Below are 22,636 nucleotides of genomic sequence, written 5' to 3'. Positions count from 1 at the left end.
CAGCTCGTCGAGCGCAGCGAGACGGCTGACGATGGGGGAAGTCTTCTTTTCAAGTGAAATCTCCCCCTCCGACCCTGATTCGCAGCGCGAACGCCGGGCCACCTCCCCCGCAAGCGGGAGAGGGTCTATCGCGCCCCTCTTAACGGAACGGCGGCTCGTCGAAGGCGCGGAGCTTGCGGGAGTGGAGTTTCGGTCCCTCGTCCCGCATCAGGCCGACCGCCTGGATGCCGATCTGCAGATGTTCCGAGATCGAGCCTTCGTAGAAGCGGTTGGCCTGGCCCGGCAGTTTGATCTCGCCGTGCAGCGGCTTGTCCGAGACGCACAGCAGGGTGCCGTAGGGCACCCGGAACCGGTAGCCTTGCGCGGCGATGGTGGCGCTTTCCATGTCGATGGCGACGGCGCGGCTCTGGTTGAAGCGAAGCGCCGACTTGGAATAGCGCAGCTCCCAGTTCCGGTCGTCGGTGGTGACCACCGTGCCGGTGCGCAGCCGCAGCTTGACCTCGTCGCCCGGCATGCCGCTGACCGACTTGGTGGCGTCGTACAGGGCGCGCTGGACCTCCGCGATCGAGGGGATCGGAATGTCCGGCGGCAGGACCGCGTCCAGCACATGGTCGTCGCGCAGATAGGCGTGGGCCAGCACATAGTCGCCGATCGACTGGCTGGCGCGCAGGCCCCCGCAGTGGCCGATCATCAGCCAGACGTGCGGGCGGGTGACGGCGAGGTGGTCGGTGATGGTCTTGGCGTTGGACGGGCCGACGCCGATATTGACCAGGGTCACCCCCTGATGGCCGGGCGCCGTCAGGTGGTAGGCCGGCATCTGGTGCTTCTTCCAGGCCGTATCGCTGATCGCCGTCTCGGGATTGGGGGTGTCGCGCGTGATCACCACCCCGCCGGCGCAGGACAGGGTCTGATAGGGCGTGCCCGGCGTCTGCAGCTGTTCGATGGCCCAGCGCACGAACTCGTCGACATAGCGATTGTAGTTGGTGAAGAGGACATAGGACTGGACGTCGTCCACCGGGGTTCCGGTGTAGTGTTTCAGCCGCGCCAGGGAGAAGTCGGTCCGCAGGCCGTCGAAATGCGACAGGGGGAAGTCGCCGCCCATGTCGAACAAACCATCGGCGATCTCGTCGCCGATGTGGGCCAGGTCCGTGGTCGGGAACCAGCGCGCCAGGGCCGCCGTCATCGACCGGTCCAGCGCCACCTCCAGTCCGTCGGTCACATAGGGGAAGGGGATTTCCTGGTTCGAAATCCCGACCTCGAAGGTCGCGCCGTATTCCTTTTCCAGCAGACCCAGCTGTTCGGTCAGATAGGGGCGGAACAGGTCCGGCCGGGTGACGGTGGTCGAATAGACCCCCTGTTTGGCCAGCCGGGCATAGGCGCGCGGCTCCAGGTCCTGGGGGCGATCCCCGTCCCAGCGGATGCGAAGTTCGGGATAGGCGAACACCCCTTCGGCGCGTTTGACCGGATCGGGCCGGGCGCCGGTGTTGACGAAATCCCGCACGGCGTCGCGCAGGTTGGTCACGGATTGGGTGTAGAGGGTTTCGAGGCGGTCCAGCGCCGCCTGTGCTGTCATCTGTTCTGTCATGACTTCCTCTAGCGAAGCTTCATGACATTGGCGAGGCGCCCGGCGTTCAACCTCGATTTCGCTGCATTGCAGCAATTTATAGCCGGCGACTGGTTGCGGTTCGCGGCGCGGCGGGGCATCTGGCCCGGATGTCCGTTTCCGCCGCGTCAGCCCCCGCCAGAAGAGAACCCGGATTCGTCGAGTTCGTCTGTCTGATCGCCCTGATGATGGCGCTGAACGCCCTGGCGATCGATTCCATGCTGCCCGCCCTGCCCGCCATAGGCGCCGACCTGGGCGTGGCGAACGAAAACAGCCGTCAGTGGGTGGTGACCGCCTATCTTCTGGGCTTTGGCGCGGCGCAGCTGATCTATGGTCCGGTCGCAGACCGGTTCGGACGCAAGTCGGTGCTGCTGTTCGGCGTCGGCGTCTATGTGATGTTCAGCCTGCTGGCGACCCTGGCCCCGACCTTCGAGACCCTGATCCTGGCGCGGATCGGCCAGGGGCTGGGCAGCGCCTGCACCCGCGTGCTGGCCGTCTCCATCGTGCGCGACCGCTATGAGGGGCGCACCATGGCGCGTGTCATGTCGTTCAGCTTCCTGGTCTTCCTGGGCGTGCCGATCCTGGCGCCGTCCCTGGGGCAACTGATCATGCTGGTCGGGCCGTGGCGCTGGATCTTCGCCGGCCTGGGTCTGATCGGCGTCGGTCTGATCGTCTGGGCATCCTTACGCCTGCCCGAGACCCTGAAGCCGGAGGATCGTCTGCCGATCCAGGTCAAACGCCTGACCTCGGCCTATCGCACCGCCCTGACCGACCGCACCGCCATGGGCTACACCCTGGCCATGACGGCCATCACCGGCGCCCTGTTCGGCTTCATCAACTCCTCGCAGCAGATCTTCGCCGACGTCTTCGACGCCGAGGCCGCCTTCCCCGCCGTCTTCGCCCTGATCGCGGGCGGCATAGCGGTCGCCTCCCTGGTCAACGCCCGACTGGTGGTGCGGCTGGGCTCGCGCAAGATCTCCCATACCGCCCTGATCGGCTTCACCACGGTTTCGGCGGTCCATGCGGCGGTGGCCCTCAGCGGCCATGAAACCCTGATCACCTTCGCCGTCCTCCAGACCCTGACCATGTTCTGTTTCGGCCTGATCGCCGGGAACTTCGGCGCCATGGCCATGGAGACCATGGGCCATATCGCCGGCACGGCCGCCTCGATCCAGGGCTTCATCTCCACCGTCTTCGGCTCCCTGCTGGGCTTTGCGGTGGGTCAGCAGTTCAACGGCACCACCGTGCCCATGTCCCTGGGCTTCACCGTCTTCGGCCTGACGGCCCTGGCCCTGGTCCTGTTCGCCGAGCGAGGCCGGCTGTTCCGGGCCCATCACCAGCCGCCCGCACCACAAGGCTGAAGCCATCGGGCTTGAAAAGGCGCGGCCCTGGATGGCCTTCGTCACAACGCGCACGGCGAGGGCCACGAAGAACACGACGGGCCCGAACGCGCCTCGGCCTTTCGGCTCCATGTCCAGACCGTCGATCAATCTGCGGCTTCACGGCCGCAGGCGGGCAAGCCCTTGCCGAACCGGCACGGCCTGGTCGTGTCCGTTGTGACCCTCGCCGTGCCCGTTGTGACGAACCCGTCTCTCGGGGGCGCAGGGGCGTTGACCGGTCCCACTGCGCTGCCGAATGCTCTGGAGCGAGGCTTGATCTTTTCGCCGTTTCCGCGCGTTCTCCGGGCCAAGCTCATGATCTGTCCCGGAAAGCCTCGATGACGCGCAAAGCCCTCGGCCTCGTCTCCGCCCTCGCCCTCGCCTCGGCCCTCGGTCTTTCGGCCTGTTCGACCACGACCGGAAGCGCGGCCCTGGCGCCGCCGGCCGTCGCGCCCGCCCCCGGCCCGGACGCCGTCGACAGCCACACCTACGCCCGTCCCGAGATCGCCCGCGTCGTCGATGTGGCCCTGGACCTGACCGCGAACTTCGAGGCCAAGACCCTGTCGGGCACGGCGACCCTGGACATCCTGGCCGTCCCCGGCGCGAACGAGATCGTGCTCGACATCCGCAATCTGGACATTCAGGACGTGCGCGACGCCTCGGGTCAGCCGCTGCGTTACGTCGTCGGCGACAATGACGCCGTCAAGGGCCAGCCCCTGACCGTCTATTTCCCGGCCTTCGCGCCCAACGAACGGCGCAAGATCACCGTCCGCTATTCGACCCGGCCCGATGCGGCGGCCCTGCAATGGCTGTCGCCCAGCCAGACGGCGGGCGGTCAAAAGCCCTATCTGTTCAGCCAGGGCCAGGCCATCCTGACCCGCACCTGGGTGCCGACCCAGGACAGCCCCGGCATTCGCCAGACCTATTCGGCCCGCATCACCGCGCCCGCCGACCTGACCGTGGTCATGAGCGCCGACCATCTGACGCCGAACGGCGAGCCGGCGGGCAACGGCATGAAGACCTGGCGCTTCCGGATGGACAATCCGATCCCGCCCTATCTGATCGCCATCGGCGTCGGCGACATCGCCTTCGCCCCCTTCGACGAACGCACCGGGGTCTGGACCGAGCCCAGCCGCCTGCGCGCCGCCGCCCATGAGCTGGAGCCGACCGCCGAGATGGTGGACGCGGCCGAAAAGCTCTACGGCCGCTATCGCTGGGGCCGCTACGACCTCCTGGTCCTGCCGCCCTCCTTCCCCTTCGGCGGGATGGAGAACCCCAAACTGACCTTCGCCACCCCGACCATCATCGCGGGCGACCGGTCGCTGGTCTCGCTGGTGGCGCACGAACTGGCCCACTCCTGGTCCGGCAATCTGGTGACCAACGCCACCTGGAACGACTTCTGGCTGAACGAGGGCTTCACCGTCTATTTCGAGAACCGGATCATGGAGTCGGTCTATGGCCATGACCGCGCCATGCAGGAACAGGTGCTGGGCTGGGACAGCCTGCAGGACACGCTGAAGTCCCTGCCCGCGCCGGACACCCGCCTGCACCTGGATCTTCAGGGCCGCGATCCCGACGACGGCATGAACGACATCGCCTATGAGAAGGGCGCCCTGTTCCTGCGGACCGTCGAACGCACTGTGGGCCGGGATCGGTTCGACGCCTGGCTGCGCGGCTATTTCGACCGCAACGCCTATCGCCCCATGACCACGGCCATGTTCCTGGACGACATCCGCGCCCATCTGGTGAAGGGCGACGCGGCCCTGGAATCCCAGCTTCAGCTGGACGCCTGGGTCTATCAGCCCGGCCTGCCGTCCAACGCCGTCGCCCCCGTCTCGAACGCCTTCGTCCCGGTCGATGCGGCGGCCGTCGCCTTCTTTAAGGACAAGGGTCCGGCCTCGGCCGTCCCGTGGGGCGAATGGAACACCCAGCAGCGCCAGCGCTTCCTGGGTTGGCGGCCCGAAGGCCTGCGCGCCGGCGCCGACTGGCTGACTGAGGCCCAGCTGGCCGATCTGGAGCGGACCCTGAACCTGGCGAACGAGGGCAACAGCGAACTGACCTTCGCCTGGCTCCAGATCGCCCTGGCCCACCGCTATCAGCCGTCGGTCGCCACGGCTGAGCGGTTCCTGACCAGCCAGGGCCGACGCAAGTTCGTCCTGCCCCTGTTCCAGACCCTGTGGAACGAGGGCGACTGGGGCCGGCCCATCGCCCGCCGCATCTACGCCGAGGCCCGGCCCCTGTACCATCCGGTCACCAGCGGTTCGGTCGACGACCTGGTGGGTCGGCCGTAAAGCAAAAGACCCTCTCCCGCTTGCGGGAGAGACCATCCCCGGCGTTCGCGAAGCGAACCAGGGTCGGAGAGGGGAGTCTTGTTTCAGAGGAAAAACGCCCCCCATCGTCAGGCGTGTCGCTTCGCGCCACGACCTGACGCTTCCCCCGCAAGCGGGGGAAGGTGGGCCTCGCCACCACCCCTACAGATTGACCACCGTCGCCCCGTCCTCCTCCGCCAGCCGCTCGGCCAACACCGCGCGGTGGCACCCCGCGTGATCGGCTTCGAAACACAGCAGGGCCACGCGCTTCTCCCCCGCCAGATCCTTCAGCCGCGCATACTCCACCTGGGCCTGGGGCTCGGCCAGATGGTCGGCGAAAATCGCGCGCATCTCGGCGACATGGCCCTTGCGGGCCGCGTCGCGACCGGCCTTGGGCGTGCCCAGGCCCCGCAGATGCAGATAGTCGATCCCCTCGGCCTTCAGGCTTTCGCCCAGGACCGTCTTGGAAAAGCCGGCGCGGCGCGAGGCGGCGACCGCCCGCACGTCGATCAGCAGATCGACCCCGGCGCCTTTCAGCCGCCCGATCACCTCCGCCTGGGTCGCCCCCTCATATCCGATGGTGAAAATCTGCATTGTCCTTAGAGCCTGATCCGTTGAGGAGGAACCGCTTCGCGGTTCCGCTGAAACGGTGAATCAGGCTCCAGATTAAAGCGAGAGCATGATTCACGCTTCTGTCGGAACCGCGAAGCGGTTCCGTCCGAAACGATCATGCTCTAGATGGGCGAGCGCCGCTCGATCGCCAAGCCGCCCTCAGCCTTTCCAACCGGTTAGGACTCCAAACCCGCCTTCTACGCCCCTGGGCCGCCCGCCGTGCGACAGTCGGGATCGACGGGGACGACCGGAGGCGGCGGACGGGCGAAGAGATCGGATCGGACAGATCGGACACTTCGGACACCTTTTTTGGGAGCGCACGACCGCGCGAACCGGACACATCGGACACATCGGACACTCTTTTTCAGGACCGGACGACGGCGCGGATCGGACAGATCGGACAAATCGGACGCCGTTTTTCGTTTCATCCGCCCGGACCGGGTCGCCCGCGTTGCGATGCGGCGCCCCATCGGCTATCCCGCCGACACGGAATTCACTGGAGCTTCTCCCATGGCTGACCTCGCCCCCGGCGTCGTGACCCTCTTCGGAGGTTCGGGCTTCATCGGAGCCCAGGCGGTGCGCGCCTTGGCCCGTCGCGGCTGGCGCATCCGCGTGGCGGTGCGCAACCCGGTTCTGGCCATCGAGGTCCAGACGGCCGGCGATCCGGGCCAGATCCAGTTCATGCGCTGCGACGTCACCAGCGCCGAGGACGTGGCGGCGGCCGTGCGCGGCTCGAACGCCGTGGTCAATCTGGTCGGCGTCCTGCACGACGGCGGCGGCAAGCGCGGCTTCAAGAGCGCCCACGTCGAGGCCGCCAGGAACATCGCCCAGGCGTCCAAGGCCGCCGGCGTCGAACGGGTCGTCCAGATCTCGGCCATCGGCGCCGACGCCGACAGCCCCTCCGCCTACGCCCGCACCAAGGGCGAGGCGGAAAACGAGATCCGCGCCGTCTATCCCGACGCCGTCATCCTGCGTCCGTCCCTGGTCTTCGGCGCCGACGACGGCTTCCTGAACCGGTTCGCCGCCATGGCGACCCTGGCGCCCGCCCTGCCGCTGATCGGCGGCGGCAAGACCCGGTTCCAGCCGGTCTATGTCGGCGATGTGGCCGAGGCCGTGGCCCGGGCCGTGACGCGCGGCGACGCGGCCGGCCGAACCTATGAACTGGGCGGACCGGATATCTATGCCTTCCGCGAAGTGCTGGAGCTGGTGAAGCGGGAGACGGGTCGCGACCGTCTGCTGGCGCCCATTCCCTTCCCGGTCGCCCGGCTGCTGGGCTCGCTGCTCCAGACCGTCAGCCTGATCGGTCTGACCCCGCCCCTGACCCGCGATCAGGTCGTCATGCTGCAGAAGGACAATGTGGTCTCGCCGGACGCCGAGGGTCTGGCCGCGTTGGGCGTCGTCCATCCGGCCAGCATGGAGTCGATCGCGCCCTCCTATCTGTACCGCTATCGCGTCGGCGGCCAGTTCGCCCCCTCGCCTGCGCACTGATCCGTCCCCAGCCGCGTCAGCCGCTCGGCCGTGAAAGCGGTCAAAGGGGCTTCGCAGGCCGGAACAAAGAGTGCACAACCTTCGGATGCCGGCTACGCAGACCCAGCCCCGCCCCGCCACGACGCCCGGTCTGGCCGACGCCCGCTCTCTGCTGTCGCGGGTCTGGGGCCATGGCGACTTCCGCGGCCTGCAAAGCGAGGTGGTGGCCGAGGTCCTAGCCGGGCGCGACGTCCTGGCCGTCCTGCCGACCGGCGGCGGCAAGAGCGTCTGCTATCAGATCCCGGCCATCCTTCGCCCCGGCCTGGGCCTGGTGGTCTCGCCCCTGATCGCCCTGATGACCGACCAGGTCGAGGCCCTGAAACAGCAGGGGGTGGCGGCCGCCCGGCTGGATTCCGGCGTCTCGCTGGACGAACGGTCGGCCATCTGGGCCGCCGCCCGCTCCGGCGCTTTGGACCTGCTGTACGTCTCGCCCGAAGGCCTGGCGGCGGGCGCCATGATGGACCGGCTGGCCGAGCTGCCGCTCAGCCTGATCGCCATCGACGAGGCCCACTGCGTCAGCCAGTGGGGCCACGACTTCCGCCCCGACTATCGCAACCTGGGCCTGCTGGCCGAGCGGTTCCCCCACGTCCCGCGCATCGCCGTCACCGCGACCGCCGACGCCCGCACCCGCGACGACATCCTGCGCTCGCTGCGGCTGGAGGGCGCCCGGGTCTTCGTCGACAGTTTCGCCCGCCCGAACCTGCAGCTGTCGGCCGAACGCAAGGAGAGCGCCTCGCGCGCCAGGACCGACGCCCGGGTCATCGAACTGGTGCGCGAACGGCGGGGCAAGTCGGGCGTGGTCTATTGCGGCAGCCGCGACGGCTGCGAACGGGTGGCCCAGGCGCTGCGCGACGCCGGGACCGACGCCATCGCCTATCACGCCGGCATGGATACGAAGGAGCGCGACCGCCGTCTGGAGCGGTTCTTAGCCGAGGACGGGGCCGTCATGGTGGCCACCATCGCCTTCGGCATGGGGGTGGACAAGGCCGACGTCCGCTTCGTCATCCACGCCGATCCGCCGGGTTCGCTGGAGGCCTATTGGCAGGAGATCGGGCGGGGCGGGCGCGACGGCGAACCGGCCGAGGGCATCACCCTGTACGGCCCCTCCGACATCGCCTGGACCCTGCGCCGGCTGGACGGCCGCCCGATGGCCGAGGAGGTCAAACAGGTTCAGGTGCGCAAGGCTCGCCAGCTGTTCGCCATGCTGGACGGGGCTGTCTGCCGCGCCCAGGCCGTGCGCCGCTATTTCGGCGAGACCGACGCGGCCCCTTGCGGCGTCTGCGACATCTGCGGCGACCCGCCCCAGACCTATGACGCCACCGTCCCCGCCCAAAAGGCCCTGGCGGCGGTCCAGCGTCTGGGCGGCCGCTTCGGCCGGGGCCGGGTGATCGACCACCTGACCAGCCGCACCAAGGATGTACAGCCGTGGGAGCAGCAGCTGTCCACCTGGGGCATAGGCGCCGACGTCTCGCCCAACGGCTGGCGCGACATCATCGACCACCTGCTGTTCGAGGGCCTGCTGGTCGAGGACCCGAACGACGGCAAGCCCCTGGTCGGCCTGGGCGACCCCGAGGCGGTGCGCGCCGTCTACAAGGCCGAACGCAAGATCGAGGTGCGCCGGCTTCCCGTCCGCGCCTCCAGCTCCGGCCGCCGCGACCGCTCGGGCGAGGGCCGCAACGCCGCGCTCGAGACCATGGACGCCGACGTCCGCGCCCGGTTCGAGGCCTTGCGCGCCTGGCGCCGCGAGCGTGCTTCGGAACAGCACGTCCCGCCCTATGTCATCTTCCAGGACAAGACCCTGCTGGAGATCGCCCAGGCCGAACCCGGCGACCTGACGGCCCTGGCCGCCCTGCCCGGCGTGGGCCAGTCGAAACTGGACCGCTACGGCAAGGGGGTGCTGGAGACGTTGGCGAAGGGTCTGGAGTCCGTAGACGGTCGTCCTTCCGACATCATCGACAAGGCGCGCGATCTGCGGCGGGACATGAGCCTGCCCGAGGTCCAGCTCTGGCAGGCGCTGCGGGGCGAGAAATTGGGCGGGCTGAAATTCCGACGCCAGCACCCGATACCGCCCTATGTGCTCGACTTCTACTGCGCCGGCGTTCGACTGGCGGTCGAGATCGACGGCGACAGTCACGACGGCCGTGCGGCGCAGGACGCGCGCCGCGACGCCTTCCTGCTCGAGCAGGGCATACGCACCCTGCGGATTCCGGCCCGCGACGTGCTGAACGATCTTCCCGCCGTGACCGATCACATTTATCGCGAGGCCAAAGGCCAATAAGACCCTCTCCCGCTTGCGGGGGAGGTGGCCCGGCGTTCGCGCAGCGAACCAGGGTCGGAGGGGGAAGTCTTCTTTCTTCCAGAAGCGGAACTTCCCCCATCGTCAGCCGTCTCGCTGCGCTCGACGAGCTGACACTTCCCCCGCAAGCGGGGGAAGATCTTTGCCTATCCCAGAAACTGCTCCACCGCCGCCTGGAACCGGGCCGGTTGGTCGATCATCACCTGGTGGTCGGCGCCTTCGATGCGGACGAACTGGGCCGGACGCGGCAGGGCGGAGAAGCCGTAGCGGTAAAGCCCCTCCAGCCGGTTGCGCGGATTGTTCGTATCCCGCGTCCAGCCGTAGACCACCGTCACCGGGGCGGTGACGTCGCGCAGGCGAGGACGCAGATCCACGGTCAGGGCCTCGTACAGCCCCTGGGCCAGAACGCGCCGGTCGCCGCCCTGAAGACCCAGGCCGTCGAACACCATGTCGCCCGCCAGACCCAAGTCCCCGCCCAGGGCCGAGACCTGGCCCTTCAGCGCCTGGTCGCCGAACAGCATCAGGGCCTGATAGCCCAGCCGCGCCAAGGGCTCGACCTCGCGCGTCGTGACGCGGGAATCGACCAGGGCCGGAAAGAAGGGGGCGGAATCGACCACCATCACCCGCCCGACTCGGCCGCGCATGTCCGCCGCCACCCGCAGCGCGATCTGACCGCCCAGGGAATGGCCGATCAGAGCGGGCCGGGACAGCCTCTGCTCGCGGATGTAGCGTTCGATCTCCAGCGCAGCCGGGGCGGCCAGGGCGCCGCGGGTGTTGGCGCCGATGTCCGTCTGACCAAAGCCGCGGATCGTCACCAGATGAACCCGATAGCGGCCCTCCAGCCTGTCCGCCGTCGACCGCCAGGCCGCCCCGGTCGATCCCAGGCCGGGGATGAAGATCACGTCCGGCCCCGCGCCTCGCGTCTCCACGATGATCCGATCGGAGCGGAAGGCGGGCAGGAACGCAGCCGACCCCTGAGCCGAGGCGGCTCCGGGCAGGACGACGAACAGGATGGCGAGGAGCGAGACAAGAAGGCGGCGCATGGTCCGCTCCTAACGCCGGATCACGGCGATCGGTTGACGGCTGCGGCGGTCGGTCACCGCCCCTTGAAGTCGGGTTTGCGCTTTTCGACGAAGGCGGCCATGCCCTCCTTCTGATCGTCGAAGGCGAACAGGGAGTGGAACAGGCGGCGTTCGAAACGGACGCCCTCGGTCAAGGTCGTCTCCAGGGCGACATTGACCATCTCCTTGTTCATCATCACCGCCAGCGGGCTTTGCGAGGCGATCTTGGCGGCGGCCGCGCGGGCCTCGTCCAGAAGGGCCTCGGGCGCCACGACACGACTGACCAGACCGGCGCGTTCGGCCTCGGCCGCATCCATCATCCGGGCGGTCAGGATCATGTCCATGGCCTTGGACTTGCCGACCAGACGGGTCAGCCGCTGGGAGCCGCCGATGCCGGGCGCCACGCCCAGATTGATCTCGGGCTGGCCGAACTTGGCGGTCTCCGAGGCGATGATGAAGTCGCACAACATCGCCAGTTCGCATCCGCCGCCCAGGGCGTAGCCCGACACGGCGGCGATGATCGGCTTTCTGAAGCGGGTGATCCGGTCATGGCCCAGGGCGAAGAAATTCCCCTTGAACATGTCGGCGTAGGACTGGTCCGCCATCTCCTTGATGTCGGCGCCCGCGGCGAAGGCCTTGGCCGAGCCGGTCAGGATCAGGCAGCGCACGCTGTCGTCCGTCTCGACCGCATCCAGGAAGGCCGCCAGTTCGCCGAACAGGGTCGAGTTCAGGGCGTTCAGCGCCTCGGGCCGGTTCAGGGTCACGACCGCATAGCCGTCGGCGCAGCGTTCGATCAGCAGGGTGGAATAGGCGTCGGCCATGGGTGGTCTCCTCTGTTGACGCCGGTCATAGAGGATCGACGGCCGTTCGTCATGACGGCCCGTCGCCTCAGCGCTTCTGGCATGAGGGGCAGTAGAAGGTGGAGCGTCCGCCCTGGACGATCCGGGCGACCGTCCCCGCGCAGCCCTCGCCCCGACAGGGTTCGCCCTCGCGGCCGTAAACGTCGAACCGATGCTGGAAATAGCCTTGGCCGCCCTCGGCGTTGGCGAAGTCTTTCAGGGTCGATCCCCCGGCGGCGATGGCGTCGTTCAGCACGTCGCGGACCACCGAGGCCAGGGTCTCCAGCCGCGCCTTCGACAGCGATCCGGCCGCCACCAGGGGCGAGATCCGGGCCCGGTACAGGGCCTCGCAGACATAGATGTTGCCCAGGCCGGCGACGATCCTCTGGTCCAGCAGGGAGACCTTGATGTTCTGCGTCTTGCCCGCGAAGGCCTCGGCCAGATGGGCGCCGGAAAAGCCATTGCCCAGCGGCTCGGGACCCAGGCCGGCGAACCAGGGATGGGCCTCGACCTGGGCGGTGGGGATCAGGCCCATGAAGCCGAACCGGCGCGCGTCGGCATAGCCGATCCGGGTCGCGGCGCCGTCGCGCACGGCGCAGCCGCTGAAATGCTCGTGCTTGCCCGCGATGGGCGCCGCCTCCTCGAACTCGCCCAGCTGGGCGCCGTCCAGGGTGAAACGGCCGGTCATGCCGAGATGGGTGATCCAGGTCTCGCCGGTGGACAGGGGCAGAAGCAGATATTTGGCTCGCCGGTCCACGCGTTCGACCGTCGCCCCCTCCAGCCGCTCAACGAAGCCTTCCGGGAACGGAAAGCGCAGGTCGGGCCGGTTGATCCGCACCCGCGACAGACGCGCGCCCGCCAGCACCGGCGTCAGGCCGCGCCGGACGGTTTCGACCTCGGGAAGTTCAGGCATGGGGCGCTCCTAGCCGGTCTTGGAACCTAGGCCAAGTCGATCGTCCGTGCTCGCCCCGATGTTTGGAAAACATTGTTCGTAATGACGCGGGAACGACACCGCACTCTGGCATTGGCGTCTCCAGACCAATCCGGGGGGAATGTGTCTCAGTCCGTCATCACGCCCGCGCCGCGTCTGCGCCTCTCGTCCTGGACGGACTTGAGCGCTCGCCTTCGCCTCACGCGCGACGACGCAGCTGTTCTGGCTGCGGCGGCCGTCCTGGCGATCAGCGCCTATTTTCTGGTCTTTCCAGGCGTGGACATCGCCGTGAGCCGCTTCTTCTACCGACCTGAGGCCGGCTTCTTCCTGGCGGGCGATCCCGTGCTCAAGGCCTTGCGCAAGAGTTCCACCCTGGTCCTGGCCCTCCTGCTGCTGGGGGTGATCGGCCGCCTGATCTGGCGGGCCCTGCGCGGGCGTTCCGTCGGCGCCGCAGCGCGGCGGGCGATGTTCGCCGTCGCGGCCCTGGCCCTCGGACCGGGGCTGGTCGTCAATCTGCTGTTCAAGAGCCTTTGGGGGCGCGCTCGCCCGGTCCAGATCGACCAGTTCGGCGGCGACGCGGCCTTTACCCCGGCCTGGGTGATCAGCGACGCCTGCCAGTCCAACTGCTCCTTCGTCTCCGGCGAGGGCTCCAGCGCCGCCTGGATGGTGGGCGTCCTGCTGGTGGTCACTCCGGCGCGGTGGCGACCGGCGGTCCTGCCGCTGGGGCTCGTCTACGCCTTGGCCCTGTCGATGAACCGGCTGGCCTTCGGCGGGCATTTCCTGTCCGACATCCTGCTGTCCTGGGCCCTGACGGCCCTGGTCATGGCGGGGGTCTATCGGGTGACGGCGGCCGCCCCGGGCCTGGTTCGGCGGGCGCGCCGGCGCCTTCGCTGGAGCCGGCCCCTACCCGCCTGAGGAGTCCGCTGAGCGTGACCAGTTGCCGCAGGGGCCGTTATGGGCTTACGTCCCGGTCGAACGTGGGAACCGATCTTCATGACTGACGCCGTCGCTGCGCCCCAAACCCGAAAGGGCCGGCTTGAACTGACCCTTCGCGCCCTTGTGCTGGGCTGCCTGCTGGCGGTGATCTTCACCGCCGCCAACACCTATCTGGGCCTTCTGGTCGGCCTGACCTTCGCCTCGGCCATTCCGGCGGCGGTCATCTCCATGGCCGTGCTGCGGGCCTTCAAGACCTCGACCATCTGGGAGAATATGACGGTCCAGACCGTGGCCTCGGTCGGCGGGGCCATGAGCTCGATCATCTTCGTCCTGCCGGGCCTGGTGATGATCGGCTGGTGGCTGGAGTTTCCCTTCTGGCAGTCGGTGGCCATCTGCATCCTGGGCGGCGTCCTGGGGGTGACCTTCTCCATCCCGCTGCGCCGCGCCCTGGTGACGGGCGGCGGCCTGCCCTATCCGGAAGGCGTCGCCGCCGCCGAGGTGCTGAAGGTCGGCTCGCGCGGAGCCGAACAGACCGAGAGCGCGGTGCGCGAGAACAAGTCCGGCCTGTGGATCGTGGTCGCCGGCGCCGTCGTCTCGGCCGGCTACGCCCTGCTGGTCGCGGGCCGCGTCTTCGCCGGCGAGGCCGCCAAGTTCTTCAAGCTTCCGGCCGCCCTGGGCGGCGGGGCCACCGGCATGGGCTTCGGCATGCAGTTCGCCCTTCTGGGCGCCGGCCACCTGATCGGCCTGACGGTCGGCCTGGCCCAGCTGTTCGGCCTGATCCTGGCCTGGGCCATCGCCGTGCCGATCCTGACCAGCCCCGACACCGTGGCCTGGCTGACGGCGCACGGCATCCCCTCCATCGCCTCCACCCTGCCCGCCGGGACGGGCGCCGAGGAGCTGGCCGGACGGGTCTGGAGCCGCGAAGTCCGCTTCATGGGCGCCGGCGTCATCGGCGTGGCCGCCATCTGGACCTTGATCAAGCTGGCCGGTCCCCTGGTCGGCGGCCTGACCTCGGCCTTGGCCGCCAACGCCCGCCGCAATCACGGCGAGGCGCTGGAACTGACCGAACAGGATCTGCCGATCAAGCTGGTGGGCGGTATCTCGCTCGTCTGTCTGATCGGCATCGCCGGCCTTCTGGCCTGGTTCGCCCAGACCGCCCCGGCCCTGGCCGGATCGACGCCCCTGCTGGTGATCGGCGGCCTGGTCTATGTCGTCCTGATCGGTTTCGCCGTGGCCGCCATCTGCGGATACATGGCCGGCCTGATCGGCTCCTCGAACAGCCCGGTCTCGGGCGTCGGCATACTGGCCGTCGTGATCGCCTCCCTGCTGATGCTGGGCGTGATGGCGATCGCGGGCGTGCCCGCCGATCCGTCCATCATCGCCTTCGCCCTGATCGTGACCGCCGTGGTCTTCGCCGTCGCCGTCATCGCCAATGACAATCTCCAGGATCTGAAGACCGGCCAGCTGGTCGAGGCCACGCCCTGGCGCCAGCAGGTCGCCCTGATCGTCGGCGTCGGCGCCGGCGCCCTGGTCATTCCGTTGATCCTGAACCTTCTGAACCAGGCCTTCGGCTTCGAGGGCGGCCCGCCCGCCATCGTCGAGGGGGCCAAGACCCTGGCGGCGCCTCAGGCCACCCTGATCTCGGCCCTGGCGCGCGGCGTCATCGGCGGCGACCTGCGCTGGGACCTGATCGGCCTGGGCGCGGTGATCGGCGTGGTCATCATCATCCTGGACGCCGTGCTGGAGAAGGCGACCGGCAAGAAGATCAAGCTGCCGCCCCTGGCCGTCGGCATCGGCTTCTATCTGCCGGCCGCCGTCACCACCATGCTGGTCATCGGCGCCGTCTGCGGCTGGATCTACGACAAGGCGGTCTCCAGCACCCGTTACGCCGATGTGGCGCGCCGCATGGGCGTGCTGCTGGCCTCGGGCCTGATCGTGGGCGAAAGCCTGTTCGGCGTCTTCACCGCCGGGGTCATCGTCGCCACCCGCGACGACGCGCCGTTCGCCATGCTGCCCGAGGGTTCGACCTGGCCGGCCATGCCGGCGGGGATCGTCGGCTTCGCCGTCGCCGTGATCGGCCTCTACGCCTGGACCCGCAGCCGCGCTTCGAAGGTGTGAGGCTTCGGCCCAAAAAGGAAAGGCCGCCCTTCGGGGCGGCCTTTCGCGTTTCAGGCCCGCGTGGCCACCATCATATAGTTGATCCCCGCGTCGTCGCTCTGGCTCCAGCGATCCGTCAGCGGGTCATAGTTCAGGCCGTAGGGGCCCTCGACCGTCACCGGCTCCGCCGCCAGCATTTCCCGAATCTCCTCGGGCTTCAGGAACTGGCGCCAGTCGTGCGTCCCCGCCGGCACCCAGCGCAGCACATATTCCGCCGCCACCTTGCCGAGCGCCAGGGACTTCAGGGTGCGGTTCAGGGTGGCGACCATCATCACCCCGCCCGGCCGGACCAGGCGCGAACAGGCGCGCACGAAGCCTTCCGGATCGGCGACATGTTCGATCACCTCCATGGTCAGGACCACATCGAACGGCCCCGCCCCTTCCGCCTCCATCTGTTCGACGGTCGCCGGGCGATAGGCGATGTCCAGCCCGACCATCTCGGCATGGGCGCGCGCCGTGCCGATGTTCTCGGTCGAGGCGTCGATGGCGGTGACGGTGAAGCCCATCCGCCGCATCGGCTCGGCGATCAGCCCGCCGCCGCAGCCGACGTCCAGCAGGGCCAGACCCTCGAACGGGCGGCGCGCTCGCGAATCCCGGCCCAGCCGGGCGCACAGTTGCTCGCGGATCAGCTTCAACCGCGCGGGATTGAACCGATGCAGAGGTGCGAACGGCCCGTGCGCATCCCACCATTCGGCCGCCTGGGCCGAGAAGCGGGCGACGTCGGCCGGGTCAATCGATGCGCCGAATGCGCCTTCGGGCGAATTTTGCGAAAAACCATGCCCTTCGCGGGGTAGGCGAGACGGTGCGGCGTCGCTAGAAGCGGTCATGACGCGAGGGATGGACCTTCGCGCCCTTTCACGCAAGCAGGGGGCGGAACGCCACGATGACGCGGCCCGAAACCACACGACTGGTGATGAAGTTCGGCGGCACCTCCATGGGGGACCTCGAACGCATTCGTCGCGCGGCGCGGATCGTCGCCGCAGAGGCCGCCTCGGGCAAGAAGGTGGCTGTCGTCGTCTCGGCCATGGCCGGCAAGACGAACGAGCTGGTCGCCTGGACCGACGGCGCCGGCCCGGCCGCCGCCGGCCTGCCGCTCAGCGACGACGAATATGATGTGGTGGTGGCCTCGGGCGAACAGGTGACGTCCGGCCTCCTGGCCATGACGCTGCGCAACATGGGTCTGAACGCCCGGTCCTGGATGGGCTGGCAGGTGCCGATCGTCACCGACGACGCCCACGGCCGCGCCCGGATCGTCGACATCCCCGGCGAGAAGCTGGGCGCCGCCGTCGATGCGGGCGAAATCGCCGTCGTGCCCGGCTTCCAGGGCGTGACCCCCGACGGCAAGATCACCACCCTGGGCCGGGGCGGATCGGACACCTCGGCCGTCGCCGTGGCGGCCGCCCTGTCCTGCCCCTGCGACATCTACACCGACGTGGACGGGGTCTATACGACCGATCCCCGCATCGAGAGCCGCGCGCGGCGTCTGAACAAGGTCTCCTTCGAGGAGATGCTGGAAATGGCCTCCCTGGGGGCCAAGGTGCTGCAAACCCGATCGGTCGAACTCGCCATGGCCAAACAGGTGCCTGTGCGGGTTCTGTCCAGCTTCATCGAACCGGACGAGTCCGGCCAAATGCCCGACAAGGGCGGAACCCTGATCTGCGACGAGGAGGAGATCGTGGAAAAACGCATCGTGTCCGGCGTGACCATGAGCCGTGACGAGGCCCGCATCACCCTTTTGGGCCTGTCCGACCGGGTGGACGCCCCCGCAGACGTCTTCACCCGTCTGGCCGAGGCCAACGTCAATGTGGACATGATCGTCCAGAGCCAGGCCCGCACCGCCAATACGGTGAACCTGACCTTCACGACCGGCCGCCGCGACGCCGTGCGCGCCGCCGACATCATGAAGGCGGCCCAGGCCGACCTGGCCTTCGAGGAGATCCGTGTCGATGAGGACGTGGCCAAGGTCTCCGTCGTCGGGGTCGGCATGCGCAGCCACGCCGGCGTGGCCCAGACCATGTTCAAGGCCCTGGCCGACAAGGGGGTCAAGTTTCAGGCCATTTCGACGTCGGAGATCAAGATCAGCGTGCTGATCGACGCCGCCTATGCCGAACTGGCCGTGCGCGCCCTCCATTCGGCTTACGGCCTGGACGCTGTATAGGTGATTTGAACGGGCGCTGCGGCGCCGAGGCGCGGGAGCCATGATGCCGGCAGGCGGCGCGATGACCAGGGGACCACGCAACCTCCTGCGCCAGATCCGCGAGGCTCTGGGCGGGGCGGGCGCGGGCGCGACCCCGGCTCAGGACCGCCTGAACATGGTGGTGCAGATCATCGCCCGGTCGATGGTCGCCGAGGTCTGCTCCATCTATCTGCGCCGGGCCTCGGGCGAGCTGGAGCTTTTCGCGACCGAAGGTCTGAACCCCGGCGCCGTCCACAACACCCGTCTGCGCCCAGGCGAGGGTCTGGTCGGCGAAGTGGCGCGGACCGCCCAGCCGATCAGTCTGTCGGACGCCCCGTCGCATCCGGCCTTCTCCTATCGTCCGGAAACGGGCGAAGACCCCTATCACGCCTTCCTCGGCGCCCCGCTGCTGCGCGGCGGCCGCGCCATTGGCGTGCTGGTGGTGCAGAACCGCACCGAGCGGCGCTATGACGAGGACGAGGTCGAGGACATCCAGACCATAGCCATGGTCCTGGCCGAAACCGTCTCCTCGGGCGAACTGCTGGACCAGGAGGAGCTGCGCGACGTCGAACTGGCGCCGCATCGGCCGGAACGGCTGAAAGGCCAGAAGTTCGGCGACGGCCTGGCGTTCGGCCATGTGGTGCTGCACGAGGCGCCCCTGCCGCCGGAAAAACTGCTGGCGGAGGACCCCGGTCTGGAGGAGGCCCGCCTGAAGCTGGCCCTGGCCTCGCTGAAGACCGGTCTGGACGCCATGCTGGACAAGGGTCAGGGCTTGGCCGGTCCCTCGTTCGAGGTGCTGGAGACCTATCGGATGTTCGCCGACGATCGGGGCTGGAACCGGTCGCTGGAAGAGGCGGTGAGGAACGGCCTGACCGCAGAGGCGGCGGTGGACCGAGTCAGGAACGAACACCGCGCCCGCTTCGCCCAGGCGCGCGACCCCTATATCCGCGAGCGGCTGCACGACTTCGAAGACCTGGCCAACCGGCTGCTGCGGGTGCTGGCGGGCGACAAGCCCGGCGAGCGCGAACTGCCCGACGACGCCATAGTGGTGGCGCGCAACCTGGGTCCGGCTGATCTGCTGGAATATCCGCGCGACAAGCTGAAGGGCCTGCTGCTCGAAGAGGGATCGACGGCCAGCCACGCCGCCATCGTGGCCCGCGCGCTGCAGATTCCCTGCGTCGGTCGTCTGATGGGACTGCGCGACCGGCTGTCGGAAGGCGATATGGTCATCGCCGACGGCGAGACCGGCGAGGCCTATCTGCGCCCTCGCCCCGACATGATCGAGGCCGTCCAGTCGCGAATGGCTGTACGTGACCAGCGCCGGGCCCAGTTCGCCCAGCTGCGCGACACCCCCGCCGTGACCCTGGACGGCCAGCGGATCAGCCTTTTGACCAACGCCGGCCTGGCGGTGGATCTGGAGAATCTGAACGAGACGGGGGCGGAAGGCATCGGCCTGTTCCGCACTGAATTCCAGTTCATGGTCTCGGACGAACTGCCCCGGCTGGACGCCCAGACCGCCCTTTACAAGCTGGTGCTGGACGCCGCCGGCGACCGGCCCGTCACCTTCCGCACCCTGGACATCGGCGGCGACAAGGTCCTGCCCTATCTGGAGGCGGAGCGGGAGGAAAACCCCGCCCTGGGCCGACGCGCCATCCGCCTGGGCCTGGACCGGCCGTCCCTGCTGCGAATGCAACTTCGGGCCCTGCTGACGGCGGCGGCGGGCCGCGAACTGCGCGTCATGTTCCCGATGATCGCGACGGTGGACGAGTTCCGGGCCGCGCGCGAACTGGTCGACGTCGAATGCGCCTGGGCCCGGCGGCGCGGCCGCGCCCTGCCCGCCCTGTTGCGCGTCGGCGCCATGGTCGAATGCCCGTCCCTGCTGTGGCATTTGGACGCGCTTCTGCCCCTGACCGACTTCGTCTCGATCGGGACCAACGACCTGTTCCAGTACATGTACGCCGCCGACCGGACCAATCCCCTGGTGTCGGACCGCTACGACCCTCTGTCGCCGCCGACCCTGCGCGCGCTCCAGACCATCCAGAAGGCCTGCGCCGACACCGGCACCCCGGTCTCGATCTGCGGCGAGCTGGCGGGCCGGCCGCTGGAGGCCTTCGCCCTGATCACCCTGGGCTTCACCCGCCTGTCGGCGCCTGCGGGCGGGGTCGGGCCGGTCAAACGGATGATCCTGTCGGCCGATCTGACGGCTGCGCGGCGCGGCCTGAACAATCTGCTGAACCTCTCCACCGGTTCGATCCGCAACGAGATCGAATCCCTGGCCCGGAAATTGAACGTCGCCGCCTGAGGATTGGCGCGCGCATCCCGAATCGGGAAACGCCGTTGATGGGGCTGACGATATGGTTTATCCACAGGACGCATGGGGTCCGCCGAAGGGGAGAGGCGCGTCCCGTCGCGAAGACATGCTACCGGACGGGTCCGTTGCGAGTACGGGGCGGCTCTCTGTCGTTCCGAGTGTGGGGTCAGGCGTCATGGCGCTGGATGCGGGGAACGCCCCCGAAGAGTTCAAGGCTCATCCGGACTGGAAGGACCTCGCGCCCTCCATCACCGAGGCCGCGACTCTGGGCGACGGCCTGCGCCGCGCCCGCGAACAGTCGGGAAAGTCCCTGGCCGATCTCTCCGCCGAAACCAAGGTCCATACCCGCTTCCTGATCGCTCTGGAGCAGAACGACTGGTCGTCCCTGCCCTCGCGCGTCTTCGCCATCGGCTATGTGCGGGGCTATGCGGCGGCCCTGGGGCTGGACGAACAGCTGGCCGTGGAGCGGTTCAAGCGCGAAAGCCCGGACACCTCCGCCCCGTTGAAGGCGCCGATCGGCATCGCCTTTGAGGACGTCAAACGCTATTCGCCGCGGATCATCGGTCTCGTCGCCATAGTGGCCGTCGCCCTGATCGGCTGGAACGTGTTTCAGCGCCTCAACATCCACCAGGAGGTCCGCCCGTCCGACATCGCCGCCGTGCCGGAAAGCTGGCGGCTGGGAGAGGTGCCCGGCCAGGCCGCCCCGATCGCGCTGGGCGCCCCCAGGGCTGCGCCGCCGGACCAGACGACGCCCGCCCTCTATGTCACGCCCGGCCTTGAGGCCCAGCTGACCGGGGTCGATCCGAACGATCCGGCGGTGATCGCGGCGGCCCAGGCGGCGGACGCCGCCCCGGTTCAGAAGGCGTTCAATCCGCGCGGCGCCGTCTACGGCGCCCCGGCCACCGCCTCTCAGGTGGTCATTCAGGCCAAGAAGGCGGGCGCCCTGGTGGTCAGGCTGGGCGGGGGTCAGGCCCTGTTCGCCCGGCAGATGGCGCCGGGAGAGGCCTGGCGTGCCCCCATGGGCGTCAGCGCCACGATCGACGTGTCTGATCCAGCCGCCTTTGACGTCTATCTGAACGGCGAGCATAGCGGCGTCCTGCCCGCCCTTCTGACCCCTTTGACCCAGCTGAACAGCCGCGCCGAACAGGCGGCCCGGCAGGTGGCGGAGGAGCAGGCGCGCCGTCAGGCCCAGCTTCAGGCCGAGCGTTCGGCTCAGCTCCTGCGAACCCAGGACGCCGCACCGACGGGCGAGACGGTCGCCAATCCCGGCGCCGGCGTAACGACGAACTGACCGTTACGCCGGTGGTCGCGGAGCCGCAGAGCGCCTATATGGGCCGGAAATGAGCGACCACACTTCAGAACTCGGCCACGTCCGTCCCTGGCGCCATATCGAACGGCGCAAGAGCCGTCAGATCCGCGTGGGCTCCGTCCTGGTCGGCGGCGACGCCCCGATCAGCGTCCAGTCGATGACCAATACGCCGACGTCCGACGCGGCGGCGACGATCGATCAGATCCGTCAGCTGGAAGAGGCCGGCGCCGACATCGTTCGCGTCTCCTGCCCCGACGTTGAATCGACCCAAGCGTTTCGCACCATCGTCCGCGAGGCCAAGGTTCCCTTGGTCGCCGACATCCATTTCCACTACAAGCGCGGCATCGAGGCGGCCGAGGCGGGCGCCGCCTGCCTGCGCATCAATCCGGGCAATATCGGCAGCCCGGATCGGGTCCGCGACGTCATCCAGGCCGCCCGCGACAACGGCTGCTCCATGCGGATCGGCGTCAACGCCGGTTCTCTGGAGAAGGAGCTGCTCGAGAAGTACGGCGAGCCCTGCCCCGACGCCATGGTCGAGAGCGCCCTGAACCACGCCCGCATCCTGCAGGACAACGACTTCCACGAGTTCAAGATCTCGGTGAAGGCCTCCGACCCCTTCCTGACCGTCGCCGCCTATCAGCAGCTGGCGGACGCCATCGACTGCCCCCTGCACCTGGGCGTGACCGAGGCGGGGCCGCTGCGCACAGGGACGATCAAGTCGTCCATCGGCCTGGGCTCCATGCTGTGGGCGGGGATCGGCGACACCATCCGCGTCTCCCTGGCCGCCGATCCGGTCGAGGAGATCAAGGTCGGTTTCGACATTCTGAAGTCGCTGGGCCTGCGTCACCGGGGCGTCAACATCATCGCCTGCCCGTCCTGCGCGCGTCAGGGATTCAACGTCATCGAGACGGTCGGCCTGCTGGAAGAAAAGCTGGCCCATATCTCGACGCCGATGAGCCTGTCGGTCATCGGCTGCGTCGTGAACGGCCCGGGCGAGGCCCTCTATACCGACATCGGCTTCACCGGCGGCGGCAAGGGCGCGGGCATGGTCTATCTGAACGGCAAGATCGCCCACAAACAGGCCAATGAGGGCATGATCGACCATATCGTCGAGCTGGTGGAACAGAAGGCCGCCGAGCTGGAGGCGGCGCGGGCGGCGGAGCTTCAGGCGGCCGAATAGCGCGCAGCAC

16 protein-coding genes and 1 pseudogene are annotated in these 22,636 nt (G+C 68.7%); 11 read left to right on the top strand and 6 right to left on the bottom strand.

What is annotated here, in order from left to right:
• Positions 1-139 precede the first annotated feature (139 nt).
• Positions 140-1,585: an AMP nucleosidase gene (locus tag GGQ93_RS09475; RefSeq protein WP_183216631.1), complete on the bottom strand. Its 1,446-nt coding sequence runs from the start codon at positions 1,583-1,585 to the stop codon at positions 140-142.
• A gap of 128 nt (positions 1,586-1,713) precedes the next feature.
• On the opposite strand from GGQ93_RS09475, the gene GGQ93_RS09470 reads away from it, so the two are divergent.
• Together GGQ93_RS09470 and GGQ93_RS09465 are read left to right on the top strand one after the other, a co-directional pair.
• Complete coding sequence (locus tag GGQ93_RS09470) at positions 1,714-2,964, top strand: multidrug effflux MFS transporter (RefSeq protein ID WP_183216629.1); 1,251 nt, start codon at positions 1,714-1,716, stop codon at positions 2,962-2,964.
• A 356-nt stretch (positions 2,965-3,320) separates the two neighbouring features.
• On the top strand, positions 3,321-5,273 hold the full coding sequence (locus GGQ93_RS09465; RefSeq protein ID WP_183216627.1) for a M1 family metallopeptidase: 1,953 nt from the start codon (positions 3,321-3,323) through the stop codon (positions 5,271-5,273).
• A gap of 180 nt (positions 5,274-5,453) precedes the next feature.
• Here the strand turns inward: GGQ93_RS09465 and GGQ93_RS09460 are convergent, their stop codons facing one another.
• On the bottom strand, positions 5,454-5,885 hold the full coding sequence (locus GGQ93_RS09460) for a DUF488 domain-containing protein (RefSeq protein WP_152949153.1): 432 nt from the start codon (positions 5,883-5,885) through the stop codon (positions 5,454-5,456).
• Positions 5,886-6,413: 528 nt separating this feature from the next.
• On the opposite strand from GGQ93_RS09460, the gene GGQ93_RS09455 reads away from it, so the two are divergent.
• The 3 genes and pseudogenes from GGQ93_RS09455 (at position 6,414) to GGQ93_RS16135 (ending at position 9,708) form a co-directional block, all read left to right on the top strand.
• Positions 6,414-7,391, top strand: coding sequence for a complex I NDUFA9 subunit family protein (locus tag GGQ93_RS09455; protein WP_183216625.1), 978 nt, complete (start codon positions 6,414-6,416; stop codon positions 7,389-7,391).
• An 85-nt stretch (positions 7,392-7,476) separates the two neighbouring features.
• Positions 7,477-9,339, top strand: a pseudogene (gene recQ, locus GGQ93_RS09450) (DNA helicase RecQ); the annotation flags it as partial.
• A 72-nt stretch (positions 9,340-9,411) separates the two neighbouring features.
• Positions 9,412-9,708 (top strand): endonuclease domain-containing protein, encoded by a 297-nt coding sequence (locus GGQ93_RS16135; protein WP_197273363.1) that lies wholly within the window; start codon positions 9,412-9,414, stop codon positions 9,706-9,708.
• A gap of 164 nt (positions 9,709-9,872) precedes the next feature.
• On the opposite strand, the gene GGQ93_RS09445 is transcribed toward GGQ93_RS16135, so the two are convergent.
• From GGQ93_RS09445 to mutM, 3 genes are all read right to left on the bottom strand, one after another.
• Positions 9,873-10,769: an alpha/beta fold hydrolase gene (locus tag GGQ93_RS09445; protein WP_183216622.1), complete on the bottom strand. Its 897-nt coding sequence runs from the start codon at positions 10,767-10,769 to the stop codon at positions 9,873-9,875.
• A gap of 53 nt (positions 10,770-10,822) precedes the next feature.
• Positions 10,823-11,608 (bottom strand): enoyl-CoA hydratase, encoded by a 786-nt coding sequence (locus tag GGQ93_RS09440; RefSeq protein ID WP_182713887.1) that lies wholly within the window; start codon positions 11,606-11,608, stop codon positions 10,823-10,825.
• 67 nt (positions 11,609-11,675) lie between these two features.
• Positions 11,676-12,539 carry a bifunctional DNA-formamidopyrimidine glycosylase/DNA-(apurinic or apyrimidinic site) lyase gene (mutM, locus tag GGQ93_RS09435; protein ID WP_183216620.1) on the bottom strand — a complete coding sequence of 288 codons (864 nt, stop codon included), beginning with the start codon at positions 12,537-12,539 and terminating at the stop codon, positions 11,676-11,678.
• Between the two features lie 198 nt (positions 12,540-12,737).
• On the opposite strand from mutM, the gene GGQ93_RS09430 reads away from it, so the two are divergent.
• On the top strand, positions 12,738-13,472 hold the full coding sequence (locus tag GGQ93_RS09430; protein ID WP_224764249.1) for a phosphatase PAP2 family protein: 735 nt from the start codon (positions 12,738-12,740) through the stop codon (positions 13,470-13,472).
• A 78-nt stretch (positions 13,473-13,550) separates the two neighbouring features.
• On the top strand, positions 13,551-15,611 hold the full coding sequence (locus GGQ93_RS09425) for an OPT family oligopeptide transporter (protein WP_183216616.1): 2,061 nt from the start codon (positions 13,551-13,553) through the stop codon (positions 15,609-15,611).
• A gap of 50 nt (positions 15,612-15,661) precedes the next feature.
• Here the strand turns inward: GGQ93_RS09425 and ubiG are convergent, their stop codons facing one another.
• On the bottom strand, positions 15,662-16,477 hold the full coding sequence (gene ubiG, locus GGQ93_RS09420) for a bifunctional 2-polyprenyl-6-hydroxyphenol methylase/3-demethylubiquinol 3-O-methyltransferase UbiG (RefSeq protein ID WP_183216614.1): 816 nt from the start codon (positions 16,475-16,477) through the stop codon (positions 15,662-15,664).
• A 56-nt stretch (positions 16,478-16,533) separates the two neighbouring features.
• Between ubiG and GGQ93_RS09415 the strand changes: the two genes are divergently transcribed.
• From GGQ93_RS09415 to ispG, 4 genes are all read left to right on the top strand, one after another.
• On the top strand, positions 16,534-17,808 hold the full coding sequence (locus GGQ93_RS09415; protein WP_182713883.1) for an aspartate kinase: 1,275 nt from the start codon (positions 16,534-16,536) through the stop codon (positions 17,806-17,808).
• Positions 17,809-17,869: 61 nt separating this feature from the next.
• Positions 17,870-20,128 carry a phosphoenolpyruvate--protein phosphotransferase gene (ptsP, locus tag GGQ93_RS09410; RefSeq protein WP_311734593.1) on the top strand — a complete coding sequence of 753 codons (2,259 nt, stop codon included), beginning with the start codon at positions 17,870-17,872 and terminating at the stop codon, positions 20,126-20,128.
• 184 nt (positions 20,129-20,312) lie between these two features.
• Entirely contained in the window at positions 20,313-21,428 is a 1,116-nt protein-coding gene (locus tag GGQ93_RS09405; RefSeq protein WP_182713881.1) for a helix-turn-helix domain-containing protein, read from the top strand.
• 49 nt (positions 21,429-21,477) lie between these two features.
• Complete coding sequence (gene ispG, locus GGQ93_RS09400; protein WP_183216609.1) at positions 21,478-22,626, top strand: flavodoxin-dependent (E)-4-hydroxy-3-methylbut-2-enyl-diphosphate synthase; 1,149 nt, start codon at positions 21,478-21,480, stop codon at positions 22,624-22,626.
• Positions 22,627-22,636 lie beyond the last annotated feature (10 nt).

This window comes from Brevundimonas aurantiaca, from assembly GCF_014199955.1.
In the GTDB taxonomy this organism is placed as follows: domain Bacteria; phylum Pseudomonadota; class Alphaproteobacteria; order Caulobacterales; family Caulobacteraceae; genus Brevundimonas; species Brevundimonas aurantiaca.
Note: the sequence above shows the minus strand (reverse complement) of the source record. Positions and strands in the feature narration are given on the sequence as shown.

Bases quoted from the DNA above. Each gene is read 5' to 3' on its own strand.
- GGQ93_RS09475 (WP_183216631.1), bottom strand. From the start codon at position 1,585: ATGACAGAACAGATGACAGCACAGGCGGCGCTGGACCGCCTCGAAACC.
- GGQ93_RS09470 (WP_183216629.1), top strand. From the start codon at position 1,714: ATGTCCGTTTCCGCCGCGTCAGCCCCCGCCAGAAGAGAACCCGGATTC.
- GGQ93_RS09465 (WP_183216627.1), top strand. From the start codon at position 3,321: ATGACGCGCAAAGCCCTCGGCCTCGTCTCCGCCCTCGCCCTCGCCTCG.
- GGQ93_RS09460 (WP_152949153.1), bottom strand. From the start codon at position 5,885: ATGCAGATTTTCACCATCGGATATGAGGGGGCGACCCAGGCGGAGGTG.
- GGQ93_RS09455 (WP_183216625.1), top strand. From the start codon at position 6,414: ATGGCTGACCTCGCCCCCGGCGTCGTGACCCTCTTCGGAGGTTCGGGC.
- GGQ93_RS16135 (WP_197273363.1), top strand. From the start codon at position 9,412: ATGAGCCTGCCCGAGGTCCAGCTCTGGCAGGCGCTGCGGGGCGAGAAA.
- GGQ93_RS09445 (WP_183216622.1), bottom strand. From the start codon at position 10,769: ATGCGCCGCCTTCTTGTCTCGCTCCTCGCCATCCTGTTCGTCGTCCTG.
- GGQ93_RS09440 (WP_182713887.1), bottom strand. From the start codon at position 11,608: ATGGCCGACGCCTATTCCACCCTGCTGATCGAACGCTGCGCCGACGGC.
- mutM (WP_183216620.1), bottom strand. From the start codon at position 12,539: ATGCCTGAACTTCCCGAGGTCGAAACCGTCCGGCGCGGCCTGACGCCG.
- GGQ93_RS09425 (WP_183216616.1), top strand. From the start codon at position 13,551: ATGACTGACGCCGTCGCTGCGCCCCAAACCCGAAAGGGCCGGCTTGAA.
- ubiG (WP_183216614.1), bottom strand. From the start codon at position 16,477: ATGACCGCTTCTAGCGACGCCGCACCGTCTCGCCTACCCCGCGAAGGG.
- GGQ93_RS09415 (WP_182713883.1), top strand. From the start codon at position 16,534: ATGACGCGGCCCGAAACCACACGACTGGTGATGAAGTTCGGCGGCACC.
- ptsP (WP_311734593.1), top strand. From the start codon at position 17,870: ATGACCAGGGGACCACGCAACCTCCTGCGCCAGATCCGCGAGGCTCTG.
- GGQ93_RS09405 (WP_182713881.1), top strand. From the start codon at position 20,313: ATGGCGCTGGATGCGGGGAACGCCCCCGAAGAGTTCAAGGCTCATCCG.
- ispG (WP_183216609.1), top strand. From the start codon at position 21,478: ATGAGCGACCACACTTCAGAACTCGGCCACGTCCGTCCCTGGCGCCAT.